General features: G+C 41.6%; 19 protein-coding genes and 1 tRNA gene. 11 read left to right on the top strand and 9 right to left on the bottom strand.

The window, feature by feature from the left end; all coding sequences use genetic code 11:
* Positions 1 to 95: 95 nt before the first annotated feature.
* Both GR160_RS08415 and GR160_RS08410 read right to left on the bottom strand, forming a co-directional pair.
* Positions 96 to 1,301, bottom strand: a complete 1,206-nt coding sequence (locus GR160_RS08415) for a S41 family peptidase (RefSeq protein ID WP_160749415.1) — start codon at positions 1,299 to 1,301, stop codon at positions 96 to 98.
* A gap of 57 nt (positions 1,302 to 1,358) precedes the next feature.
* Positions 1,359 to 4,637, bottom strand: coding sequence for a DUF2723 domain-containing protein (locus tag GR160_RS08410; protein WP_160749414.1), 3,279 nt, complete (start codon positions 4,635 to 4,637; stop codon positions 1,359 to 1,361).
* Between the two features lie 145 nt (positions 4,638 to 4,782).
* On the opposite strand from GR160_RS08410, the gene GR160_RS08405 reads away from it, so the two are divergent.
* The 4 genes from GR160_RS08405 (at position 4,783) to GR160_RS08390 (ending at position 7,737) form a co-directional block, all read left to right on the top strand.
* A tRNA-Gln gene (locus tag GR160_RS08405) sits at positions 4,783 to 4,853 on the top strand.
* A gap of 205 nt (positions 4,854 to 5,058) precedes the next feature.
* Positions 5,059 to 5,667: a Crp/Fnr family transcriptional regulator gene (locus GR160_RS08400; RefSeq protein ID WP_237421192.1), complete on the top strand. Its 609-nt coding sequence runs from the start codon at positions 5,059 to 5,061 to the stop codon at positions 5,665 to 5,667.
* A 162-nt stretch (positions 5,668 to 5,829) separates the two neighbouring features.
* Positions 5,830 to 6,687 carry an SDR family NAD(P)-dependent oxidoreductase gene (locus tag GR160_RS08395; RefSeq protein ID WP_160749413.1) on the top strand — a complete coding sequence of 286 codons (858 nt, stop codon included), beginning with the start codon at positions 5,830 to 5,832 and terminating at the stop codon, positions 6,685 to 6,687.
* Positions 6,688 to 6,735: 48 nt separating this feature from the next.
* Entirely contained in the window at positions 6,736 to 7,737 is a 1,002-nt protein-coding gene (locus GR160_RS08390; protein ID WP_160749412.1) for a VOC family protein, read from the top strand.
* 146 nt (positions 7,738 to 7,883) lie between these two features.
* On the opposite strand, the gene GR160_RS08385 is transcribed toward GR160_RS08390, so the two are convergent.
* The 6 genes from GR160_RS08385 to pepE all read right to left on the bottom strand — a co-directional run bounded on the left by GR160_RS08385 (position 7,884) and on the right by pepE (position 13,571).
* Complete coding sequence (locus GR160_RS08385; RefSeq protein ID WP_160749411.1) at positions 7,884 to 9,224, bottom strand: ankyrin repeat domain-containing protein; 1,341 nt, start codon at positions 9,222 to 9,224, stop codon at positions 7,884 to 7,886.
* Positions 9,225 to 9,236: 12 nt separating this feature from the next.
* Positions 9,237 to 10,424 (bottom strand): ankyrin repeat domain-containing protein, encoded by a 1,188-nt coding sequence (locus tag GR160_RS08380; RefSeq protein WP_160749410.1) that lies wholly within the window; start codon positions 10,422 to 10,424, stop codon positions 9,237 to 9,239.
* A gap of 206 nt (positions 10,425 to 10,630) precedes the next feature.
* Entirely contained in the window at positions 10,631 to 11,518 is an 888-nt protein-coding gene (locus GR160_RS08375; RefSeq protein ID WP_160749409.1) for an SDR family oxidoreductase, read from the bottom strand.
* A 76-nt stretch (positions 11,519 to 11,594) separates the two neighbouring features.
* Positions 11,595 to 12,170 (bottom strand): Crp/Fnr family transcriptional regulator, encoded by a 576-nt coding sequence (locus GR160_RS08370; protein ID WP_160749408.1) that lies wholly within the window; start codon positions 12,168 to 12,170, stop codon positions 11,595 to 11,597.
* A gap of 27 nt (positions 12,171 to 12,197) precedes the next feature.
* Positions 12,198 to 12,836 (bottom strand): hypothetical protein, encoded by a 639-nt coding sequence (locus GR160_RS08365; protein ID WP_160749407.1) that lies wholly within the window; start codon positions 12,834 to 12,836, stop codon positions 12,198 to 12,200.
* A 27-nt stretch (positions 12,837 to 12,863) separates the two neighbouring features.
* The gene (gene pepE, locus GR160_RS08360) at positions 12,864 to 13,571 is read right to left on the bottom strand and encodes a dipeptidase PepE (protein WP_160749406.1); all 708 of its coding nucleotides are present in this window, start codon (positions 13,569 to 13,571) and stop codon (positions 12,864 to 12,866) included.
* A 111-nt stretch (positions 13,572 to 13,682) separates the two neighbouring features.
* On the opposite strand from pepE, the gene GR160_RS08355 reads away from it, so the two are divergent.
* From GR160_RS08355 to GR160_RS08330, 6 genes are all read left to right on the top strand, one after another.
* Positions 13,683 to 14,405 carry a hypothetical protein gene (locus GR160_RS08355; RefSeq protein ID WP_160749405.1) on the top strand — a complete coding sequence of 241 codons (723 nt, stop codon included), beginning with the start codon at positions 13,683 to 13,685 and terminating at the stop codon, positions 14,403 to 14,405.
* Between the two features lie 11 nt (positions 14,406 to 14,416).
* Entirely contained in the window at positions 14,417 to 15,157 is a 741-nt protein-coding gene (locus GR160_RS08350; RefSeq protein ID WP_160749404.1) for a hypothetical protein, read from the top strand.
* Positions 15,150 to 15,848, top strand: coding sequence for a hypothetical protein (locus GR160_RS08345; protein ID WP_160749403.1), 699 nt, complete (start codon positions 15,150 to 15,152; stop codon positions 15,846 to 15,848). Before GR160_RS08350 ends, GR160_RS08345 begins: the two co-directional genes overlap by 8 nt.
* A gap of 2 nt (positions 15,849 to 15,850) precedes the next feature.
* Complete coding sequence (locus GR160_RS08340) at positions 15,851 to 16,591, top strand: hypothetical protein (RefSeq protein WP_160749402.1); 741 nt, start codon at positions 15,851 to 15,853, stop codon at positions 16,589 to 16,591.
* Between the two features lie 198 nt (positions 16,592 to 16,789).
* Positions 16,790 to 17,608 (top strand): hypothetical protein, encoded by an 819-nt coding sequence (locus GR160_RS08335; RefSeq protein ID WP_160749401.1) that lies wholly within the window; start codon positions 16,790 to 16,792, stop codon positions 17,606 to 17,608.
* Between the two features lie 124 nt (positions 17,609 to 17,732).
* Positions 17,733 to 18,494, top strand: a complete 762-nt coding sequence (locus tag GR160_RS08330) for an SDR family NAD(P)-dependent oxidoreductase (RefSeq protein ID WP_160749400.1) — start codon at positions 17,733 to 17,735, stop codon at positions 18,492 to 18,494.
* Between the two features lie 234 nt (positions 18,495 to 18,728).
* On the opposite strand, the gene GR160_RS08325 is transcribed toward GR160_RS08330, so the two are convergent.
* Entirely contained in the window at positions 18,729 to 19,286 is a 558-nt protein-coding gene (locus GR160_RS08325) for a 2'-5' RNA ligase family protein (RefSeq protein WP_160749399.1), read from the bottom strand.
* Positions 19,287 to 19,366: 80 nt separating this feature from the next.
* On the opposite strand from GR160_RS08325, the gene GR160_RS08320 reads away from it, so the two are divergent.
* Complete coding sequence (locus tag GR160_RS08320) at positions 19,367 to 20,197, top strand: carboxypeptidase-like regulatory domain-containing protein (protein WP_160749398.1); 831 nt, start codon at positions 19,367 to 19,369, stop codon at positions 20,195 to 20,197.
* Positions 20,198 to 20,221 lie beyond the last annotated feature (24 nt).

The following is a 20,221-nucleotide window of genomic DNA, read 5'->3' as shown; positions in this document are numbered from 1 at the left end:
ATTGATATGCAAAGAAACTGTTTTTTTGCCAAAGGAAAAATTTGTGCGGTCTAATTTGAAGATTAATTGATTTGATCGTCAAATGTCGCTATGTTTTATCGGGCTAATTTTAAAGCCTTATTGTAGGTTTCTTCTGTGTTGGAGGTAAGATATCGGGGTATAAAATCTTCACGGGGAGTGCCGTTTACATGATACATTCTTTCTGTAGGTATCTGGTAGCCAATGTTTGTGTTTTTTGTTCTGAAACTATATACCGCACCAATAAGTCCGGCCATTTTTGTTCCCGTGATTTTAGCCCTTTTCATAGCATCGAAACCAATAACAATACCTTCTCCCATACTGCCTGTCCAATGGCCTGCCATTATAACAACTTTATTTTTGTACACTGTTTTTCGGGGAGTTACATATTCTATCCACGAGCGTGTGGTATTATATTGCTTTTCGTCAAGCACATGTTTTTGGTAAGGAAGCTCTTTGGTAATAAACCTGCCCATAATGCCTCTTGCAACTGTTGTATTGCCGCCGCTGGGTGTTTCTGTAAGATCTAATATCAGGCTTTTGGTGTTTAGAAGTTTGTCGAGCACATCGTCAAATTCTTTAATTAGTTCATTATTGCCTAACGAATTGTTTATTTTAATGTACCCTATGTTTCCTTCAAGTATCCGGAATTCGATATTGGAGTGCATTATGTTGTTAATAGAATATTCGTCAGGGCGATACACTTTTTCTGCCCCGTTTTCCAATATACTTATTTCTCTTTGCCTGTCATGAGTTCCGGCTAAAAGCATGTTAAGGGCATATAAATCCATAGCCTCATTGTAGCTCCCGGTATATTTAGGGTAAAATGATTGTAACTGCCCTTCAATGGACATGCCATTAAATTTAATTACCTGCATGCCGGGTTTTAATCCGCTTGCTTCGGCTTTGCTGTTTTTACGTATATCTGTAATGATAAAACGGCCTTCTTTTTTTTCGGCGAAAATATCCTGTCCACTGGGAATAATATTGTTAGATGTACTTAAATTATTTTGAAGCGATACATGCCCATTGTGCAGCTCATAGGTCATAGCTTCCAGTAACATGATTAAATCTTGGGTGCTTTTTAAAGTTTTTGCCCGGGGCTGGTATATTTCTTTAACCTTATTCCAGTCTATTCCCTGCTGTTCAAAATAGGCATAATTGTCATTAAAATCGTTCCAGAATTCTAAAAAGTCCTGCTCATATATACTTTGTGCAGCCAATGGTTTGGCGTAGAACAGTATGATCAATAAAACAATATTGCAGATCTTTTTGTAAATCATGGGTTTTTCTTACAAATATAAATATCATTCCTAAAACAAATGATTATATCTAAAACATTACTCGTTCTCCCTGCCAAAGCGGGCAAACCATCCGTTGCATTTATTAAATTGTACTTTAGCATTGTTGTAAAACTCAAAGTCGTTGTTTTCCTGCATTACTATTAGCAGGCTGCGGTAACGTTCTATATTGGCAATAATATCTGAATGGTTAATGTTTTGGCTTTGTGCCGACTGCGATTTGTAATAGGTTAGCGTTTCGATATATTTTTTCGAGAGCTTTGTAAGCAATTCGCGGGCAGCCTTTTTATCTCCCACCTGATACAAACCACCTGCAAATGGCTCAGATATGGTATAAAAACCAAATTCGTCTATAGGCATTTTAGCAAGTGCAAGGTCTATAATTTTACGTGCTTTTTGGTTTTTGCCTTCCAGTATAAGCGCATTCATAAGGCGTGCCAGCGTGGTGCGGTAGGATATGCTGTATCTTCTTGTTTCAGGATCATGATAAATATCGCCGCCGCTGTTGCCCCAGTCCCAGCTCATTACGGTTTTATAAAGGCTTTCGGTGTCAATATACCCCATGTCAAGCTGCGAACCGTCATCCGGAATGGCAGTTTTTACAGGAACCAGCTTTAAGGCAAGGCCGCTAACCTGCAGGTAGTCTGTCATCCAGGCATACTCTTCTTTATCAAAAGTTCCGCCCGAAAAATATACAGGACGCTCCCAGTTATTATTGTTTATAATGTCGAGCATTATAAGGTTGCCTTTGTATATGGCACTTTTTGGCAGGTCTACCTCTATGTAAGGCACAATAGAATCATATCGTTGAGGCGAAACCACCTTGTTTTTAATTATGGTGTTTCGGTCTACCTTCATTTTTATCTTATTTGTAGGATACACATTTACCACCTGCCCACTACGCAGTTCTGCCTGTGTGCGTGGGTCGTCGCTTTTTACAAAGCTCATAAACTCGTTTATGTCTATACGTTCGTCGGTGCCGGGGCTGTACAAAATATAATCGCGTGTGCCGTCTACATATTGCTTGTGGGAGAATGATATGGGCAGCGGTGCCGACTCATAAGAGCGTAGCTTTAACTGGTCTATATACCAGTCGGTAGGCATAAGGGTAGAACATACAATGCGAACATCGGTTCGGTAGCCCTCAATTTCCTGTGCATACCATAGCGGAAATGTGTCATTGTCGCCAATAGTAAACAGTATGGCATTGGGTTCGCACGAGTCAAGATAGGCTTTTGCCAATGCTATGGCTGTAAAACGCTGAGAGCGGTCGTGGTCGTTCCAGTTTTCTTTAGCCATAAGTACAGGGGCAGCCAGTAAACAGGCAACCAAAACAGCAGGAACGGCTATTTTAGGCTGAATGTATTTTTTAATCCAGTCATATATGCCATATACGCCAAAGGCTATCCACATGGCAAAAACATAGAATGAGCCTACAAGGGCATAATCGCGCTCGCGCACCTCGAACGGACTTTCGTTAAGGAAAATTTTAAGTGCAATCCCGGTAAACAGGAACAGTACCAGCAGTACATAAAAACTTTTAAGGTCTTTTTTTGCATGATATACCATACCTGCAACAGCAAGTAAAAATGGCAGGAAATAATATACGTTTCGCCCTTTGTTGTTTTTCATATCGCTACTAAGGTGCTGCTGAGACCCCAGCCTCATTTCATCCAAAAACGTAATGCCGCTAAGCCAGTTGCCGTTCATGTTGTCATACTTGCCCTGTTCGTCGCTTTGGCGGCCTGTAAAGTTCCACATAAGGTAACGCCAGTACATGTAGCCAAACTGATATTCGAACATAAAGCTCATGTTTTGTCCAAAGGTTGGTTTTTCTACTATCAGGTAGTCTTTATACTCATCTAAAAAACGATGATATTCGGTAGTGCCAATTTCGCCCCTTGCATAAGACGTTTTAAAGTTGGCCACAATTTGCTCTAACTGCCCACGGGCTTTTGCCAGTGCAAGGCCTGCCTGCTCTTCGGTAAGGGAGTTTAAGTCTATGCCATAGCCGGCAAGATCGTTGCTAAAATCATACTCGGGGTTTATCCTGAATTTTGGCACACCCACAAAGTTCATATAATTGGCGGCCTTTTTTTCGTTGCCCATTCTTGGCAAAAATCCGTTGTGGTTCTCATCAGGGTTTTGCCTTGCGTTTTTGTATTTGTTTACAATTTCATATTTGCCTGTGGCAAGGTTGCGCTCATAATTGGGTTTGGCATCTTTAAAAGGGTTTTGTGCATCCAGCCCGGCATAGGTTTGGGTGTACATGGGGCCATAAAATGTTTTTTGCTCGCCATACTGCTCGCGGTTGTAGTAAGCCAGTACCTCGGCAGCATCGCTTGGGCGGTTTTCGTTTATAACCACGTTGGCATTGGCGCGAATGGGCAGCATTAGCCATGTGCTAAAGCCTATAAATAAAAACAATATGCACAGCAGGGCAGTGTTGTATAAAGGGAGATTCTTTTTTTGCGTATATCTAAGCCCAAAGTAAAACAGTGCGGCTATGGCTACAAAAACAAACACGGTGCCCGAGTTAAACGGCAGCCCAAGGCTGTTTACCATAAAGATCTCTGTTTTGCCAAATATGGCCAGCGTGTAAGGCAGCAGGAAGCCAAATACAAAAAACAGTACCAGTACCATTACAATATTGGCAATTATAAAGTTTTTAACCGTAACGGTTTTATAATTCTTAAAAAAGTAAATAAGCACTATAGAAGGGATGGTTAACAGTGCCATAAAGTGCACCCCAAACGAAAGCCCCGTTAACAGAGATATGAGTAACAGCCAGCGATTGCCGCGTGGTGTGTGCATGTCTTCTCCCCAGCGCAGTCCTGCCCAAAGCAGCAGGGCTATAAATAACGACGCCATGGCATATACTTCGGCTTCTGTGGCGTTAAACCAAAAGCTGTCGCTAAACAAAAATGCCAGCGATGCCACTGCCGACGCCCCTAAAACCATAAACCCGTTTTGGGTGCTAAGTTCTGCCTTTGCAGTAACTACGTTTTTAAGCACAATGGTAACCGACCAAAACATGAACAGTATGGTTAGCGCACTCGAACACACCGAAAGCATATTGACCATTAAGGCCACCTTTGCTGCACTTGTAGCAAAAAGCGCAAACACGGCACCTGCCATTTGAAACAGCGGTGCCCCCGGCGGATGCCCTACCTGAAGCTTTGCCGAAGTAGAAATATATTCGCCACAATCCCAAAAACTGAGCGATGGTTCTACCGTTAGGGTATAAACGATAAAGGCAATGCAAAAAAGAAGCCATCCGGCCAGGTTGTTGTATTTTTTAAAGGTGGTGTTATTCATAATTGGTTATAAAGGTTTTAAGCCGCTGCAAAGAAAACAGATTAAATGTTTACAATAACGGCGAAATAATTTTTTTAATATTTTTTAGTGTAAAGTTTGCTTTAATAAAAATATGTGCTACATTTGCACCCGCAATGAGCAAGTATGGTCTATGGTGTAATGGTAACACTACTGATTTTGGTTCAGTCATTCTAGGTTCGAGTCCTAGTAGACCAACAGGAAACCTCCCAAATACGGGAGGTTTTTTTGTTTTTAGGCTATTGGTGTTAATTGTTTGCATCTTAAATAATTACGGCAAAGAGGCTTTTAAAAACCCACTCCGGCATCCAAAAATAATGTAAGTTTTTGGGGTGTAACTATACAGGCAGGGTTATTAACCCAGCGTTAACTTAGGCGGCATGGTAGTTTAAATGTGGTTATAATGTCAATTCTTTATAACTTTACTGCATCTATGTATGATGTTTTTCAAAAATACCTTGACAACAACGCAACGCTGACACCATTTGAGTGCGAGCGAATAAGGTCTTTTGCAATTACCAAAAAACTACGAAAAAAGCAGTACCTGCTACAGGAAGGCGATGTATGGAAGTATGACGCATTTATTACAAAGGGGTGCCTGCGCACGTACTCTGTAGATGATAAGGGCAGCGAACATGTTATTAGTTTTAGTATGGAAAATTGGTGGACAGGCGACAGGGAGAGCCTGCTTTCACAGCAACCTTCCCGATTTAATATTGATGCCATAGAAGATTGCGAACTGGTACTTTTTACTCATGAAAATTTTGAAATGCTGTGCAGGGAGATACCGGCTTTTAATAACATGATACATACTATTTTGCAACGAAGCTTTATTGCTGCCCAAAACCGCATACAGGCATCGTTAAGCCTTACAGCCGAAGAAAAATACCTGAATTTTGTAAACAAATATCCGGGCTTTGCCATGCGCATACCTCAAGCCATGATAGCTTCCTATCTTGGTATGACCCCCGAAACCCTTAGCAGGATTAGAAGGCAAACGGCTAATAAATAGTTTGTTACGGGCAGGAGCACTAGGCTCCTTTTTTTATGCCCTTTCGAGATTATTGATCTACATCAAGTTTTTACTTATTTCTAATCAATGTGCAGCTTTTGCCATTGCCGCAACTTTGTAATGTTCAAAAGAAACATTATAAACAATAAAAAAATAGAAATCATGTCAAAAACAATTTTCATTACAGGTACCAGTACCGGATTTGGTAAACTTACTGCTTTAACATTAGCTAATGCGGGCCATTCAGTAATTGCAGGTATGCGAAATACAACCGGTAAAAATGCTGCTGTAGCTCAGGAGCTTTCAAATATAGCAAACATAGAGGTAGTTGATGTAGATATTACCAACGATGCGTCTGTAGCAGTAGCGATTAATAGCGTAATTGAAAAATACGGCAAAATAGATGTGCTTGTAAATAATGCCGCAGTAAGTGGTTTCGGGCTGCTGGAAGGCTATTCTCTGCAACAGTTTGGCAATATGTTCGACGTAAATGTATATGGCGTATTGCGCACCTATAATGCAGTACTTCCTTTTATGCGAAAAGAAAAAAATGGACTGATAATTAATATTACCACAGGTGCCAGTGGGCATACACTGCCTTTTATGATTCCTTACATATCATCTAAACTGGTAGTGGAGAGTATTACAGAAGGTATGCAGGACGAACTTAGCGCTTATGGCATTGAGAACGTAAGCATCCAGCCGGGAGTATATCCTACAGAGATGAACAATGGCTCTAAAGCAGGTATAAATGCCGATAAGCAGGATATAATTGAAAGCTATGGAGACGATGCCCAAAACAGGTTTAATGCACTTGGTGCTGCGCTGTTTGGAAAAATGGCACAGTTTGATATGGATCCGCAAACCATAGCCAATGGCATTCTTGAACTTGTAAATATGAAAAAAGGAGAGCGTCCGCTTCGTCTTCCGTTAGATGCTATTGCACAGGGTACCGATAAGGAGTTTATAGAAGCACGCGCCCAGATCAAGAAAAAATGGCTTGCCGCTTACAGCAACTAATTAAAGCTACACTTACATATAATTATACACTGCTTAAACAAGATAATCATGAAAACGAATATAAAATCAAATCAAAAAATACAGGCATCGGCTATTGCCCTGATGAATTTAGTATTGTTCTTTTCCAATTCCGAAAATATTTCAGCCCAAAACACTTCCGGTATTATTGGTGTAGACCACGTAGGAATAAATGTGCCCGATTTTAAAACTGCAATGCCATTTTTTACAGAGGTTCTTGGATTTGTACCTGTAACCCAGTTAGGCCCAATTCCGCTTGATGCAGCCTGGAAAGAACAAAACAGGATCAATGCCAACACGGGGGCGCTTACAATTAAAATGATAAACGCAGGCACAGGGGCAAGCATAGAAATATTTGAATATGCCAATAACAAAGGAAGCCTTACGAACCCTAATACAGATGATATTGGCGCATCCCACATTGCTTTTTATACTGCAGATATCAACGCGTCTGTAAAATATCTTAAAAGTAAAGGTGTAAAGGTTTTAGGAGAACCTTTTACTACACCTTCAGGAGATACGGCAGGAGAGTCGTGGGTGTATTTTGAAACGCCATGGGGCTCTAAAATGGAACTGGTTTCATATCCCAATGGTAAAGGATATCAAAAGGGCAATCCTAAAACAATATTATGGTCGCCTAAAGATGAGGTTGCTAAATCGAAACCGAATGTTACTGATACTGCTACATCCAAACTGCTGATTGAACATCATCTTGAAATATGGAACGAGAAAGATGCTGTAAAACGGGCAGCATTGATGGGTAGCACCTATGCCGCAAACATAGAAATGGTTGACCGCCACTTTATTGCAACGGGCAACGATGAAATTGCAGGGTTTGTAGCTAAGCTTCAGCATCAAAACCCCGACTTCAGGTTTACAGCAAAATCTGTAGAGGCGCATCATAACATTGTACGTCTGTACTGGCAATTTGGTTCTAAAACAAAACCCTCAACCGTTACCGGCATGGACTTATTTGTAATAGAAAATAATAAAGTACAAAAATTATATGTTTTTGTAGACGAAACAAAGTAAGCAGGTAAAAAGGCCATTTTAAAAATGTTAATGACCATAAGATGTTCCGCTTCCGCCATACAGAAATCTCTTCAAACCACTTGAAGAGATTTCTCTATTCTACTTCGTCAAACTTTTGAAACTGTCACTTTTGCGTTGTTTAAACACTACCCCTGCAATATCTTCTGCTTTTCGGTGTCAAACTCATCCTGGGTTAATATACCTGCATCCAAAAGCTCTTTAATATCCAGCAGGGCTTTCTTTTTATCGGCAACACCACCGTTGTTCGTTGCATTAGCAGATGGCTGTGCCTGGGGTTGCAGTGTGGCAGTATCGGCCGGGCTTTTGCTAACCAGCATTTGGGTAATTTCGTTAAAACCTTTTACGTTGCTGTAATCTATGGCCTTTTGTTCTTTAACGTTTACAGCTGCTGTATCGGCGCCGTTATCCAGCAGGTATTTCACAATATCTTTTTTGCCCCCTGCTGCGGCATAATGCAGTGCCGTGTTGCCGCTTTGATCCTGTGCGTTTATGGCTGCACCTTTTTCGGTCAATAACTTTACCATGCTCAAATGCCCGTTCTTGACCGCTGCATGCAGCAGGCTTTCGGCACCGTGCGCACCGGAGTTTAGGTTAAAATTACCATCGGCAGCAAGATCGTTGGCCGTAAGCACCCAGTCAAGATAAGAGTCCATGTTGTTATCGTTGCCTGCAAGCGGTTTGGCATAATTTACGGCTATGCCGTTCTCTAAAAACAGGTTTACAATTTCTTTTTGGTTGTTATTTACAGCAAACCAAATTGGCGAAAGCCCTGTGTTAGATGCTGCCTTGGCATTGGCACCGTTTTGCAGCAGGTGCTTTATTATCATGTTGTTGTTTTGATAGCACGCTAAAAGCAGCGGGCTTTCGCCGCGCTGGTTCATGTGGTTTACATCGGCACCTTTTTCGGTCAGTGCCTGCACAGCCTGCAGGTTTTTAGACTGTACTGCAAAAAGCAGTGCTGTGTTGCCGTGTTTATCTGTAGCATTAAGGTTTGCTTCGGCATCGGCCAGTTTGCTAATAACATCCCTAAAGCCACAATAGGCAGCAAGCATTAATGGCGTTTGCGACTCTTTGTTTTCTGCATTGGCGTCGAGGCCGTTGTCAAGCAGTTTTGCAAGCACGTCTGCCTGGCCAAGGTTTGCCGTAAGGTGCACCAGGCTGTTGCCTTTGTGGTCGTTTATTGCGGTGTTGGCACCCTGTTCTATCAGGTAGAGTGCCACCTGCTTTTGTTTTTGCAGGCAGGCAAAATACAACGGGGTTTCTCCGGCATGGTCTTCATAGTCTATATCGGCACCTTTTTCTATAAGGCCTTTTACTATATCAAGATAACCATTGTGGGCGGCATAGTGCAGGGCGGTGCGGCCCTGCTCGTCTGTATAGGCAACGTCTACTTCGTTGTTCTTTAGCAATATTTCGGCAATTTTCCTTTTACCCGACTCGCAGGCTATAATAAATGATATCGACATAGTTTGCAGGGATTATCGGCTGTGTTGCAGTAAAAGTTCAACTGTTTTAGATTTGAGGTTGTCGGCAGATGCAAGCATCATTGGCGTTTGCTCCTGTGCGTTTACGGCGTTGGCATCGGCTCCAGCCTCTATGAGCAGTTTGGTTTTTTTGTAGGTATCGCGCGCGGCATTCTGGTCGTAGTTTACATTATAGGCGCACACCTTGTGCAGCAATGTGTTGCCTTGGTCGTCTGTGTGTGCAACATCTAAATCGGTGGACTTAAAAACAGTTTCGAAAACCTCAAAAGGTTTTTCGGCCAATATGTCAAAAGCCGTTTTTTCTACACTATAATGTGTTGAGGTCTGGAAAAGATCGGCACCATCGGCAATCATTGCTTTCAAGAGGTCGTTTGCTGTGGTTGACGGACTGTTGGTGCGCTTTAAGAATTCAAAAAAGAAAGCCACGCCATCTTTGGTCTTTTTGTCAAAATCAGGAGCTTCATAGCCTTTTAAAAGTTCATAAAACGGCAGGCTGAGCAAATTTACAACTGCCAGATAATAGGGGGTTTCGCCCTGTTTGTTCTGCTCGTTAGTGCTGGCTCCGTTTTGCAGCAATACTTCGGCAAGTTTTATCTGGTTGCGCGATATTGCAGCCATAAGCGGGGTTTCTCCCACAATGTTTCGGGCATTAACATCGACACCGTTGTCTATAAGTATTTGTGCATATTGCGATACGAGTGCGGCATCAGGATTATAATTATTGGCTACCTGATGCAGGTAGGTGTTCTCGGCATTGTTAACAGTGTTTATATCGGCACCGCCATCTATTACAGCTTTTAAAATTAACGGTTTGGCCTTTTGGTCTATGGCAAGCCCCAACAGGGTTTTGTTGCTCACTGCATCGTTAATGCTGCTAAGCCTGGGCATCAGGTTGTTTATAAAGGCAACCGACTCTTCGTCTTCTTCCAGTATCCTGAAAGCGGCATCAAAAAAAGTCCTTTCAAGAGTGTCATATTCATAAATATCGGTTTCTATGAGACCCTTGTCAATAAAAAGGTCTATAATATCAAAAGCTTTGGTTCGCAGTAAAATGTCAAATAGTGCTACATTTTTAAAACTGTCCAGATTATCAGGAATGTTCTCTTCAGATTTTAAAAGCTGGCGGGCATCGTCTATTTTTTGCCTTTGCAGTGCTTCTATCAGTTCGGCCTGGTTTGACATACAAATGTTTTTTACGTGGTTGTGTATATTTTTTATGGCAGTTTTGCGTGCCAACCAAATTTAAAAAACACAAAAGCAATGCCCCTGTTAATAAACATTTCTTTAACTTTAATTTAGTGTCTAAGGCTAACAGTCTGATGATGAAAAAAACCGTCAGGACTTATTTATAGTCTGACGGTTTAAGTTAAAATGCTTGAAGCTACTATTTAAAAATAATTAGCCTTTATATCTTTTAAAAGCCCAATTTCGACAGGTTGCCACCCTAACGTGTTTTGTGTTTTTGTACTTGTAGCCAGGCAGTCCATAGCGGCAAAATGTAAAAACCAGCTAAAATGCTTTTCGGCTTCTTCTCCGCTAACAGCTTTTACAGGCAGGCCTAAACCTGCGCCAATGCTTTGGGCTATCTCTTTAAAAGCAATGCCCTCTTCTGCCACGGCATGAAATACCTTTTGGATGGGTTGTTTTTCTATAATAAGGCGGTAAATTTTGGCAGCGTCGAGCCTGTGCACTGCCGGCCAGTGGTTTTGTCCGTTGCCAATATAGGCAGATGCACCACGCTCTTTAGCCATTGCGGCAATCATGGGTACAAAACCATGGTCTCCGCGGTCATGAACGGTGGGCGGAAGGCGCACTACATAGGCGTTAGTACCCATTGCAGTGGCGGTTGCGGCAGCTTCTTCGCTGGCAGCGCGGGGCACAACTTCAGAACCTGACTGTAATGCATCGTCTTCGTTAACAGCGCGATCGTAGCGTAGCAGCCCAATGCCCGATGTTATTACCAAAGGTTTACCTGTGCCTGCCAATGCCTCTCCAAAAGCATGTATAATAAGGCGGTCGGCCTCGCAATTGGCTTTGTATTGCGAAAAATCGTGGTTAAAAGCAGTGTGTATAACGGCATCGCAGGCAGTAGCGCATTGTTTTATAAGTTCAATGTTATTTACATCGCCCGGTTGAACATCGGCTCCTGCATCTTTTAATTTTTGAACGGCACCTTCAGACCTTACCAGTCCAAGCACACTGTGCCCGGCTGCCAAAAGATCGTTTACAACGGCAGAGCCTACAAAACCCGAAGCTCCTGTAACAAATACTCTCATAGTTTATGGTTTTAAATTACAGCAAAGTAACGGCAGGAGCGTTTTTAAAACAGAGTCATTTGACCATGATTTACTTTTATCGGTGCAATTGGGCGTGACGGATGCGGGTAAGTGTTTTTAGTGATATTCCCATGTAAGACGCTATCATGTGCAGGGGCAGGCGCGATAGAAGCCCCGGATAATTGCGCATAAAATCGTCATATTTTTCTTCAGGGGTGGCACTAATGGCTGTAAGTATGCGTTGGCGGCTGTTGTATATATTGCGTGAAATGAGCTGTTGAGCCAAATTTTTAAGTTCGGGCATTTCAGCCAGCAGGCTGTTAAAGTCGTTTTTGCGCCAAAGCATTACCTCTGTAGGTTCTGTTGCTGCAATGTTTATGGCCGATGGGGTTTCCTTATCAAAACTCTCAACATCGAGCGTCCATGTATGCTCGGGCGAAAAGTGCAATATGTGTTCGTTACCGTTTGTTCCGGTAGTAAAAGTGCGCAGCAGGCCGTTTACGATAAATATTTTATGGCGGCAAACCTCTCCTGCCTGCAGCAGTAACTCATTGCGTCGCAATGTGCGCGTTTTGGCAATGGCCGCGAGGGCGTTTATATCGGTATCCGGAATGCCGTGCTCTTTAAAATATGCTGTAAATGTGCTTTGCATTGCATAAAGGTATGAAATAGAAAATGGTTAAGCCATCCAAAAATTATCGGTCAAATAAAATACCGTGTCAATAAAATACAGCATCTTATTTTGTGTCAGTACATTTTCGTCGTGTAAATCTTCAAGTATAATTCCCAACTCGTGATTTATGTAATCATTATTGCGATTATTCTCAAAACCATTTTGAAGCATAAAAGACTTTACCTGTTCAAGATCTGTTTTTTCGGTACTGTATACATAAGTTTGCTGTACCACTGCATAAAGAGTATCATTATCTGTTGTAAAGCCTAATAAATTATAAGCAGTATCGGTAAAGAAGAAGTTGTGCAGCAGTAAATTATAAAAATAATCCTGCCAGCAATTGTAATAAATCGAATCGTTTAATTTGAAAACCCGATTAAAACCTTCAAGATAAACTTTTTGTTCTGCGCCTTCACTAATGTACTGCGAAAAATCGATACTGTCTATCCAGAGACCATTAGCTGTAATATAATCCTTTAATCTCTGTTCTTCTTGTTCTTTGAAGTGCTTTGACTCTTCAGTTCTTCGGCCTGGCGCCGTGCCATTGTTAAGGTAACGGGCAATTGCTTGGATAGTTGCTCCAAACCTAACTTCGACCGCTCCTGAAAGGACATTGTAGACTTCATGCTTTAACTGGTTTTGCATTTACAAATATAACAATTTAAAAGATTTCTACCTTAAATCGCTCAAATCGCTCCCTGCTTCAAGCTCTACAGGCTCTTTGCCCTGGCGGAACAACCGCGCCTGTAAACTGCCTTTTAAAATAACGGTGTTGCCGTTTACTTCAAGCCAGCTTCCTTCGCGCAGGCCAAGCACCGGAGGGGTGTTAAAGGCGTGAAATTCTTTAATACGGGTCTCTCTGGTTTCGCCCATGTGCTGCGAGTCGGGTTGCGGGTCGAGGTAGTGCGGGTTGAGGTTAAAATTTATTGCCCCAAGGGTTTTAAAGCTTGGCGGATATACTATAGGCATATCGTTGGTGGTTTGCATGGTCAGGCCGCAAATATTGCTGCCTGCGCTGGTGCCCAAATAGGGTGTTCCGGTTTTAATGGCTTGCTCTAACGCAGCCATGACACCATTTTTATAAAGCTGGGTTACGAGCAAAAAAGTATTGCCACCCCCGGTAAACACGGCTTGTGCGTCGGTTAACGCCTGCGTGGGGTGTTCAAACTCGTGCAAACCTTTTACACTAATGCCTAATTTTGCAAAGTATGCAACAACACGCTCTGTGTATGCCTCGTGGCTAATGCCGCCCGGGCGGGCATAGGGAATAAATACCAGCGATGTGCAACCTTTAAAATGCTCCTGCAATGCAGGGGTTAAATAATCAAGGTAGTCGCCGCCATGCAGGGTAGAGGTGCTTGCAATAATTAGTTTTTTCATTCGTTTAAATAAGTGTAAGAAAAGGTAAAGTTACAAAGATTTTTATGCGGCGGTAATAAATCGGAGGCTTCATCGCTCTTGCAAAGTATCAATTTCAAAAAAAGGTTTGTTTTGAAAAATAGTATAATACTCTTTATAGCATTGGTTAGTGTTTCGTTATTTGCCCAGGAGCGCAAGCCCCTGAACGGCAAAGTAACCTCTGATTTTGATACCTTAGAGGGCATTTATGTTATTAATAAGTCGTCAGAAAAATCGGTTACCACCACGCGTGGCGGATATTTTACCATAAATGCGGCAGTAAACGACACCCTTATTTTTAGCGCGCTGCAATTTGAGGCAAAAGATGTAGTGGTTAAAGAAGCCGATTTTTTAAACAACCTTTTCTTTGTTCAGCTCGATGTGCTCAATCATGAGCTTAACGAGCTGGTTATTATAGACTACAGCCACATAAATTCAGAATCGCTTGGGCTTGTGCCTGCAAATCAGGAACGTTTCAGCCCGCAGGAGCGCAGGCTGGCAACAGCTTCTGGGAGCAGGATGAACCCGTTGGGCTTAGACCCGCTTATCAATGCTTTTTCAGGTCGCACAGGCATCCTGATGAACGCTGCCGATACTGAAAAAAAAGAGAACCTGATGGAAAAAATAAACTACATTTATACAGAAGATGAGCTGGTAAACAAGTTTAAAATTCCGCTGGACTACGTGCAGGGCTTTATATTTTATATTGTAGAGAATAAATATTTTGCCAACGCAATAAAAGACAAAAACGAAAACATGGCGAGGTTTTTACTGGCAGGCCTTGCCGAAAAATATATTGCGCTTTTAAAAGAGTAACCTATTTTTATATGCTAAAACTAACTGCTTTGCTGTTATTGGTTTGTACTACTGCTTTTTGTCAGGAACGAAAACCATTATATGGCAAAGTAGAGGCTAATAAAATGGGACTCACGGCTGTTTTTGTTATTAACAAGGCTACAGGAGCCGAAGTTAAAACCGACAGTAGCGGAAATTTCACTCTTAACGTTTCTCCCGGAGATGTTATTGTTGCTTATAGCGCCAGGACTACTGTGCGCGAATTTGCCGTTAGCGAGGCTTCATTTACAGAAAATCCGTATGTGATCGAAGTTGAAATGAGTGCCGAAGAGCTTGAAGAGGTTATAGTAGATGCTTCTGTTACAAGCCAAAAGCTGGGCATAGTACCTGCAAATCAAAAGCAATTTACTCAGGCCGAAAGGCATTTATATACCACAGGCGATTTTAAACCTATTATGCTTTTGGGCTTATTAGCCGGTTCTATGCCATTGGACCCGGTTATAAATGCTATAAACGGCCGTACAAAAGCTATGAAAAAGCTGGTAGAATTAGAGAAGCGTGAACAATTACTCGAAAAATTGCACAATATTTGTACGGTTACAGAAATTACCGATAATCTTAAAATTCCGGACGAGCACGTTGAGGGTTTTCTTTATTTTGTAACAGAAGATAAAGAGGTACAGTCTTTGCTTGCCAATAAGAGCGAAAGTCTTGCCAAGTTTAAGATTACAGGGCTTGCTCAAAACTATTTAGACCGTATTAACCATGAATAAACTGCTTGCCATACTACTGCTGTTTTGCACTGCGGCCTTTTGCCAGGAGCGCAAACCGCTACAGGGACTTGTAATTGCAGGCGGCGCACCCATACAAAACGTGTTTGTTATAAATAAAGCTACCGGCACAGAGGTTAAAACCAACAACACCGGCAATTTTAGCATTGATGTTAAAGAGGGCGACAGGCTTGCGGTGTATAATGCCAATATAGATGCACGCGAATTTGTAATTAACGCACAATCATTTAAAGAGGTGCCTTATGTGCTGGAAGTAAACCCAAAATCGACCGAGCTTAATGAAGTGGTGGTACAGGGAACTACAGTTACATCAGAATCGTTGGGAATAGTGCCTAAAGACCAAAAGCGTTTTACTGTTGCCGAGCGCAGGGAGTTTACGGCCAACGATGGTATAGATGCCCTTTTCAATAAAATATCGGGACGTTCTAAAATGCTTAAAAAAGCTACGGAAACCGAAAAGAAAGAAACGGTTATTGAGAACCTGAACGGATTGTACACCGACCCCGAGATTACAGAGCAGTTTGAAATTCCTGCGGAAAAAGTGAGAGACTTTATTTTTTATGCTGCCGAAGACGAAAAACTTACTGCTGCGGTTAAAGATAACAATACATCGCTTATAAAACTGTTACTTATAGACTTAGCTAAGAACTATCTTGTGGCAATTAAAGAATAAAAATGAAACACCTCTTGTATATACTTCTGTTTATAAGCCTGCCTTTAGTTGGCCAGGTAAGGCAGCCGTTGCAGGGCAAGATCGTTTCGGGCGAGAGTGTGGTGGCAGGCGTGTTTGTAATTAACAAGGCCACAGGCGCGGAAGTAAAGACGGACAATGCCGGGCTTTTTTGCCTTGATGCCCGTGTGGGCGACAGGCTTGCGGTGTACAGCCCCAATATAGCAGCACGGGAATTTGCGGTTAATGATTTTTCGTTTAAAGAAGCTCCCTATACAATGGAAGTTACCTTAAACGGTTACGAACTTAAAGAGGTTGTTATTAATGAGGTTACCTCAGAAAAATTAGGTATTGTGCCTAAAGGGCAAAAACAATATACCCCGGCCGAAAGGAGGCTTAAAACTGCCAGTGATTTTTCGCCTACAATAGGTGTGGGCACTATGGCAGGGGTATCTGTATCTGCAGATGCTATTATAAATGCCATTACCGGACGTACCAAAATGCTTAAAAAAGCACTGGCTACAGAACGCAAGGAATTTGACATGCAACGCATAGATAATATTTATACCGAAGAGCAAATAATATCTGACCTTAAAGTTCCTGCCGAATATGTAAACGGTTTTTTGTTCTATGCCGTAGAAGATGTTGAATTTTCCAAAGCCCTTAAAGCAAAAAACAATGAATTGGCTAAGCTTAAATTAATGGTGCTTGCCGAGAGATACAATAAACTTATTGCAGGACAATAGGAAGTTTTCTTTAAATTTTGGTCTCCATTGTCTCCATTATAAAGTTATTTAATCTCTGCACCTTTGCGTGAAATTTAAAACAGGCTTGTTGCTCATTAAGCACAGAAAAGATATGCACGGGCAAACTAAAATTAACACAATTTGCGTTACAATTTTAGTACCTTTATAAGGGTGCTGCACTTAAAGCACTAACCAGCTATGAAAACCGCCTTGCACATACTCGTTTTTATTTTTTTGCTTCCGCTGGCAGCCTACAGCCAGAAAAAAACCGAACCCAGAAAGCTACTGCACGCTAAGGTAATTGCCGATTCTATAGCAGTAGACAATCTTACCGTTAAAAACATAACGTCTAACATTAGTGCTGTTACCGATACTGACGGTTTGTTTACGCTTTATGCGCGCCCTACAGATACGCTTTATTTTTCTGGTATATCGTTCCGGTCGGCCTACCTGGTGGTTAGCGAACCCCATTTTTTGGAAGACAGATTGCTCATAAGGCTTAATGTTAATGTAACCGTGCTTGATGAGGTGGTTATTACACCCAATGTATTGTCTGGCGACCTTATTGCCGACAGCCGCAAAACAAAAACTAAGGCCATAGCATCTACTATGACCAATGTGGGCGAAGAGAAAGTATATAACGTACAGCGCAATAAGTATGATATGAACCAAAATGGTGCCCTGCCCACACAAATTACGGGTAGCCAGCTTACAGGTGTAAACTTTGTGCGTATTTATGAAACCTTCTTTAAAAAGAAACGCAGCGATAAAAAGCAGGACAGAGGCGAAATTTATTCGCTTACCACTTCTAAATCTTTTACAGAGGTTGTAAAAGAGCGGTTTACCTACCACTTTTTTACACAAACACTTAAGATACCTAAAGACGAAATTGGCTTGTTTTTGGTGTATTGTGATAAAGGTGCTGAAACCAATGCCCTGCTGGATCCTAAAAGAGATTTTGAGCTTACGGACTATCTTGTAGCCAAAGGCAGCGAATATTTGGCTCAGAAGAAGTAGTTTGAGCTAATTGTCTGTTCTGTAAATCTGTTTTGACGGCAATCTAAAAAACTGAAGAGTACACCATTTTTTAGCCTTACCGGAGTCTTAACTTTGCTATATCAAATTATAAAAATAATACAATATGGCACAATCTAAAATAGCCCTTATTACCGGTGGCAGCCGTGGGCTCGGAAAAAATATGGCAATTGCCATTGCTAAAAAAGGCCTTGACGTAATACTTACCTACAACAGTAAAAAAGAAGATGCCGATGCAGTAGTAGCTGAAATTGAAAGCCTTGGCCAAAAAGCCGCGGCATTACAATTAAGCGTTGACAACACGGATGGTTTTGATGCTTTTTTTGAACAGCTTTCGGCAACGCTGAGCCAAACCTTTGGTACAGATAAAATAGACTATCTGGTAAACAATGCGGGGGTAGGCATCCATGCGGCCTTTGCCGATACTACTATAAAGGATTTTGATGCACTGGTAAACATACATTTTAAAGCACCGTTTTTTATTACACAAAAGGCATTGCCTGTGCTTGCCAATGGCGGAGGAATTATAAACATATCATCGGGACTGGCGCGTTTTGCTACTCCGGGCTATGCTGCCTATGCTTCCATGAAGGGTGGCATGGAGGTTCTTACACGCTATCAGGCTAAAGAATTGGGCGCAAGGGGTATCAATGTAAATATTGTGGCTCCCGGTGCTATTGAGACCGATTTTGGCGGTGGCGTTGTGCGCGATAATGCCCAGCTTAATGCAGGTATAGCATCGCAAACGGCTCTTGGACGTGTTGGTTTGCCAGACGATATTGGTGGTGTGGTAGCTTTTTTATGTACCGATGATGCCAAATGGATAACCGCTCAGCGCATAGAAGTATCAGGAGGAATGTTCATTTAAAAAGGATAAAAAAACAATAAACGATCCGGAGTGGTGCAAACTATTCCGGATCGTTTATTGTTTTTCTCGCAAAGGCGCGAAGGCGCAAAGCTGTACCCCAATCTTCATTTGAATGAAGTGACTGAAAGGCGCAAAACTTAGCGACTTATCAGTCGCCCGGAGATGAAATGTCACTATACAGCTTTGCGCTTTCGCGCCTTTGCGTGACATTTTTAGCTTAAAGACTATTAATAATTAGGAGCCTAAATTATAGATGGCAATTACCTGCCATGCCGTGCCGTTGTGTTTAAACAGACATAAATGGTTAACCGCAAACTGTGCTGTATAGTGTTTATTACTGTAAATTGTCCAGGCTTTTTTAAACTGCTCATAGGAAAGATCTCTAAAAGCAATGGTTAGGTGAGGTGCAAAATGACGTTCATGATAATGGAGTGTGGTGTCCGGAAAGGAAAGTTCAAAAGCTGTAATAATTTCCTTTTGCAACTGCGTCAAATTATCGGTCAATAAAGGCTTTACATAGATTACAGGATTTTTGGGGTTGTCGAACGCACCAAAATTTTGAAGGTCAATGCTAAAAGGTTCAGTCTTAATATTCAGGTTGCCAAACCAGTCTAAAATTGTGCTGTGTTGTTTTGGTGCTGCCTCAAAAGGAGCTTTGAGCGTAATGTGCGGCACATTTTTTAAAGCAGCCCTGCTGTTGTAGTTGTTTTTAAAATCGTTACGAAAAGCATCAACTTCAGTGCAAACATCATCCGGAGGTATAATCGCTATAAAATAAAGGCTGTGCTGCATTGTGGCATTCTTTTTGTAAAAATAATAAACAGTATTGTAAATTTGTTGTTTATCTTAGTCGTGTCTTAAACTTATATCCTATGAAAAGCTTTTTATCTGCCTGTCTTTTTATTATCACTTTTGGCCTTAGTGCCCAAACCGTTTTAAAAGGAACTCTTAAAGATGCTGCATCGGGCGAAACGCTGCCTTTTGTAAACTTAGGCTTACTGAATAAGAATATTGGTACTGTGAGCGATGATAACGGTGTTTTTCATTTGGCAGTGCCAAAAATTAATGAAACCGATACAGTAAGGATATCTGCCATTGGCTATGCTACTAAAGATATACCTTTAGGACTAATGCAAAAACAACTTAAAGAAGACCCTGTGGTATTGATGCAGGAGGAGGCTACAGAGTTGGAAGAGCTTGTAATTACAAACGAAAATACAGAGCCTAAAGAAGACATTATGGGTAACCCTACGAGGTCGCAAAGCGGAAGTGTAGGTTTTACAAGCAACAAACTGGGTAACGAAATAGGTATGGTAATGATCGTGAGATATCCGCCAATGAAACTAAAAACCTTTACGGCATCGGTTACCTCCATTAAAAACCCTAAATTAAAAATGCGCCTTAACTTTTATAGTGTAAAAGACGGCGAACCGGATAAGCCTATCATTAACCAAAACATAATTGTTACACCACCAGCAAACAACACACTGCTTGAAGTAGATTTAACACCCTATAATATTGTTGTGGAAGAAAGCTTTTTTGTTAGCCTTGAATGGATAGAAAGCTCTACAAAAGCCGTTAAATTCTCTGCAGATTTTTCTGAAGGTACAACCCCAATGATGCTAAGGGCAACCAGCCAGGGAAGCTGGGAAAAGGCAAACAATTTTGGTATTGGGTTTACAGTAACAGGCCAATACTGGTAGAAAAAATAATGCTGGTTAAATTAC

This window comes from Flavobacterium sp. Sd200 (assembly GCF_009826935.1).
Lineage (GTDB): Bacteria > Bacteroidota > Bacteroidia > Flavobacteriales > Flavobacteriaceae > Flavobacterium.
The sequence above is the reverse complement of the archived record's forward strand: the minus strand, read 5'-3'. Positions and strand labels throughout refer to the sequence as shown.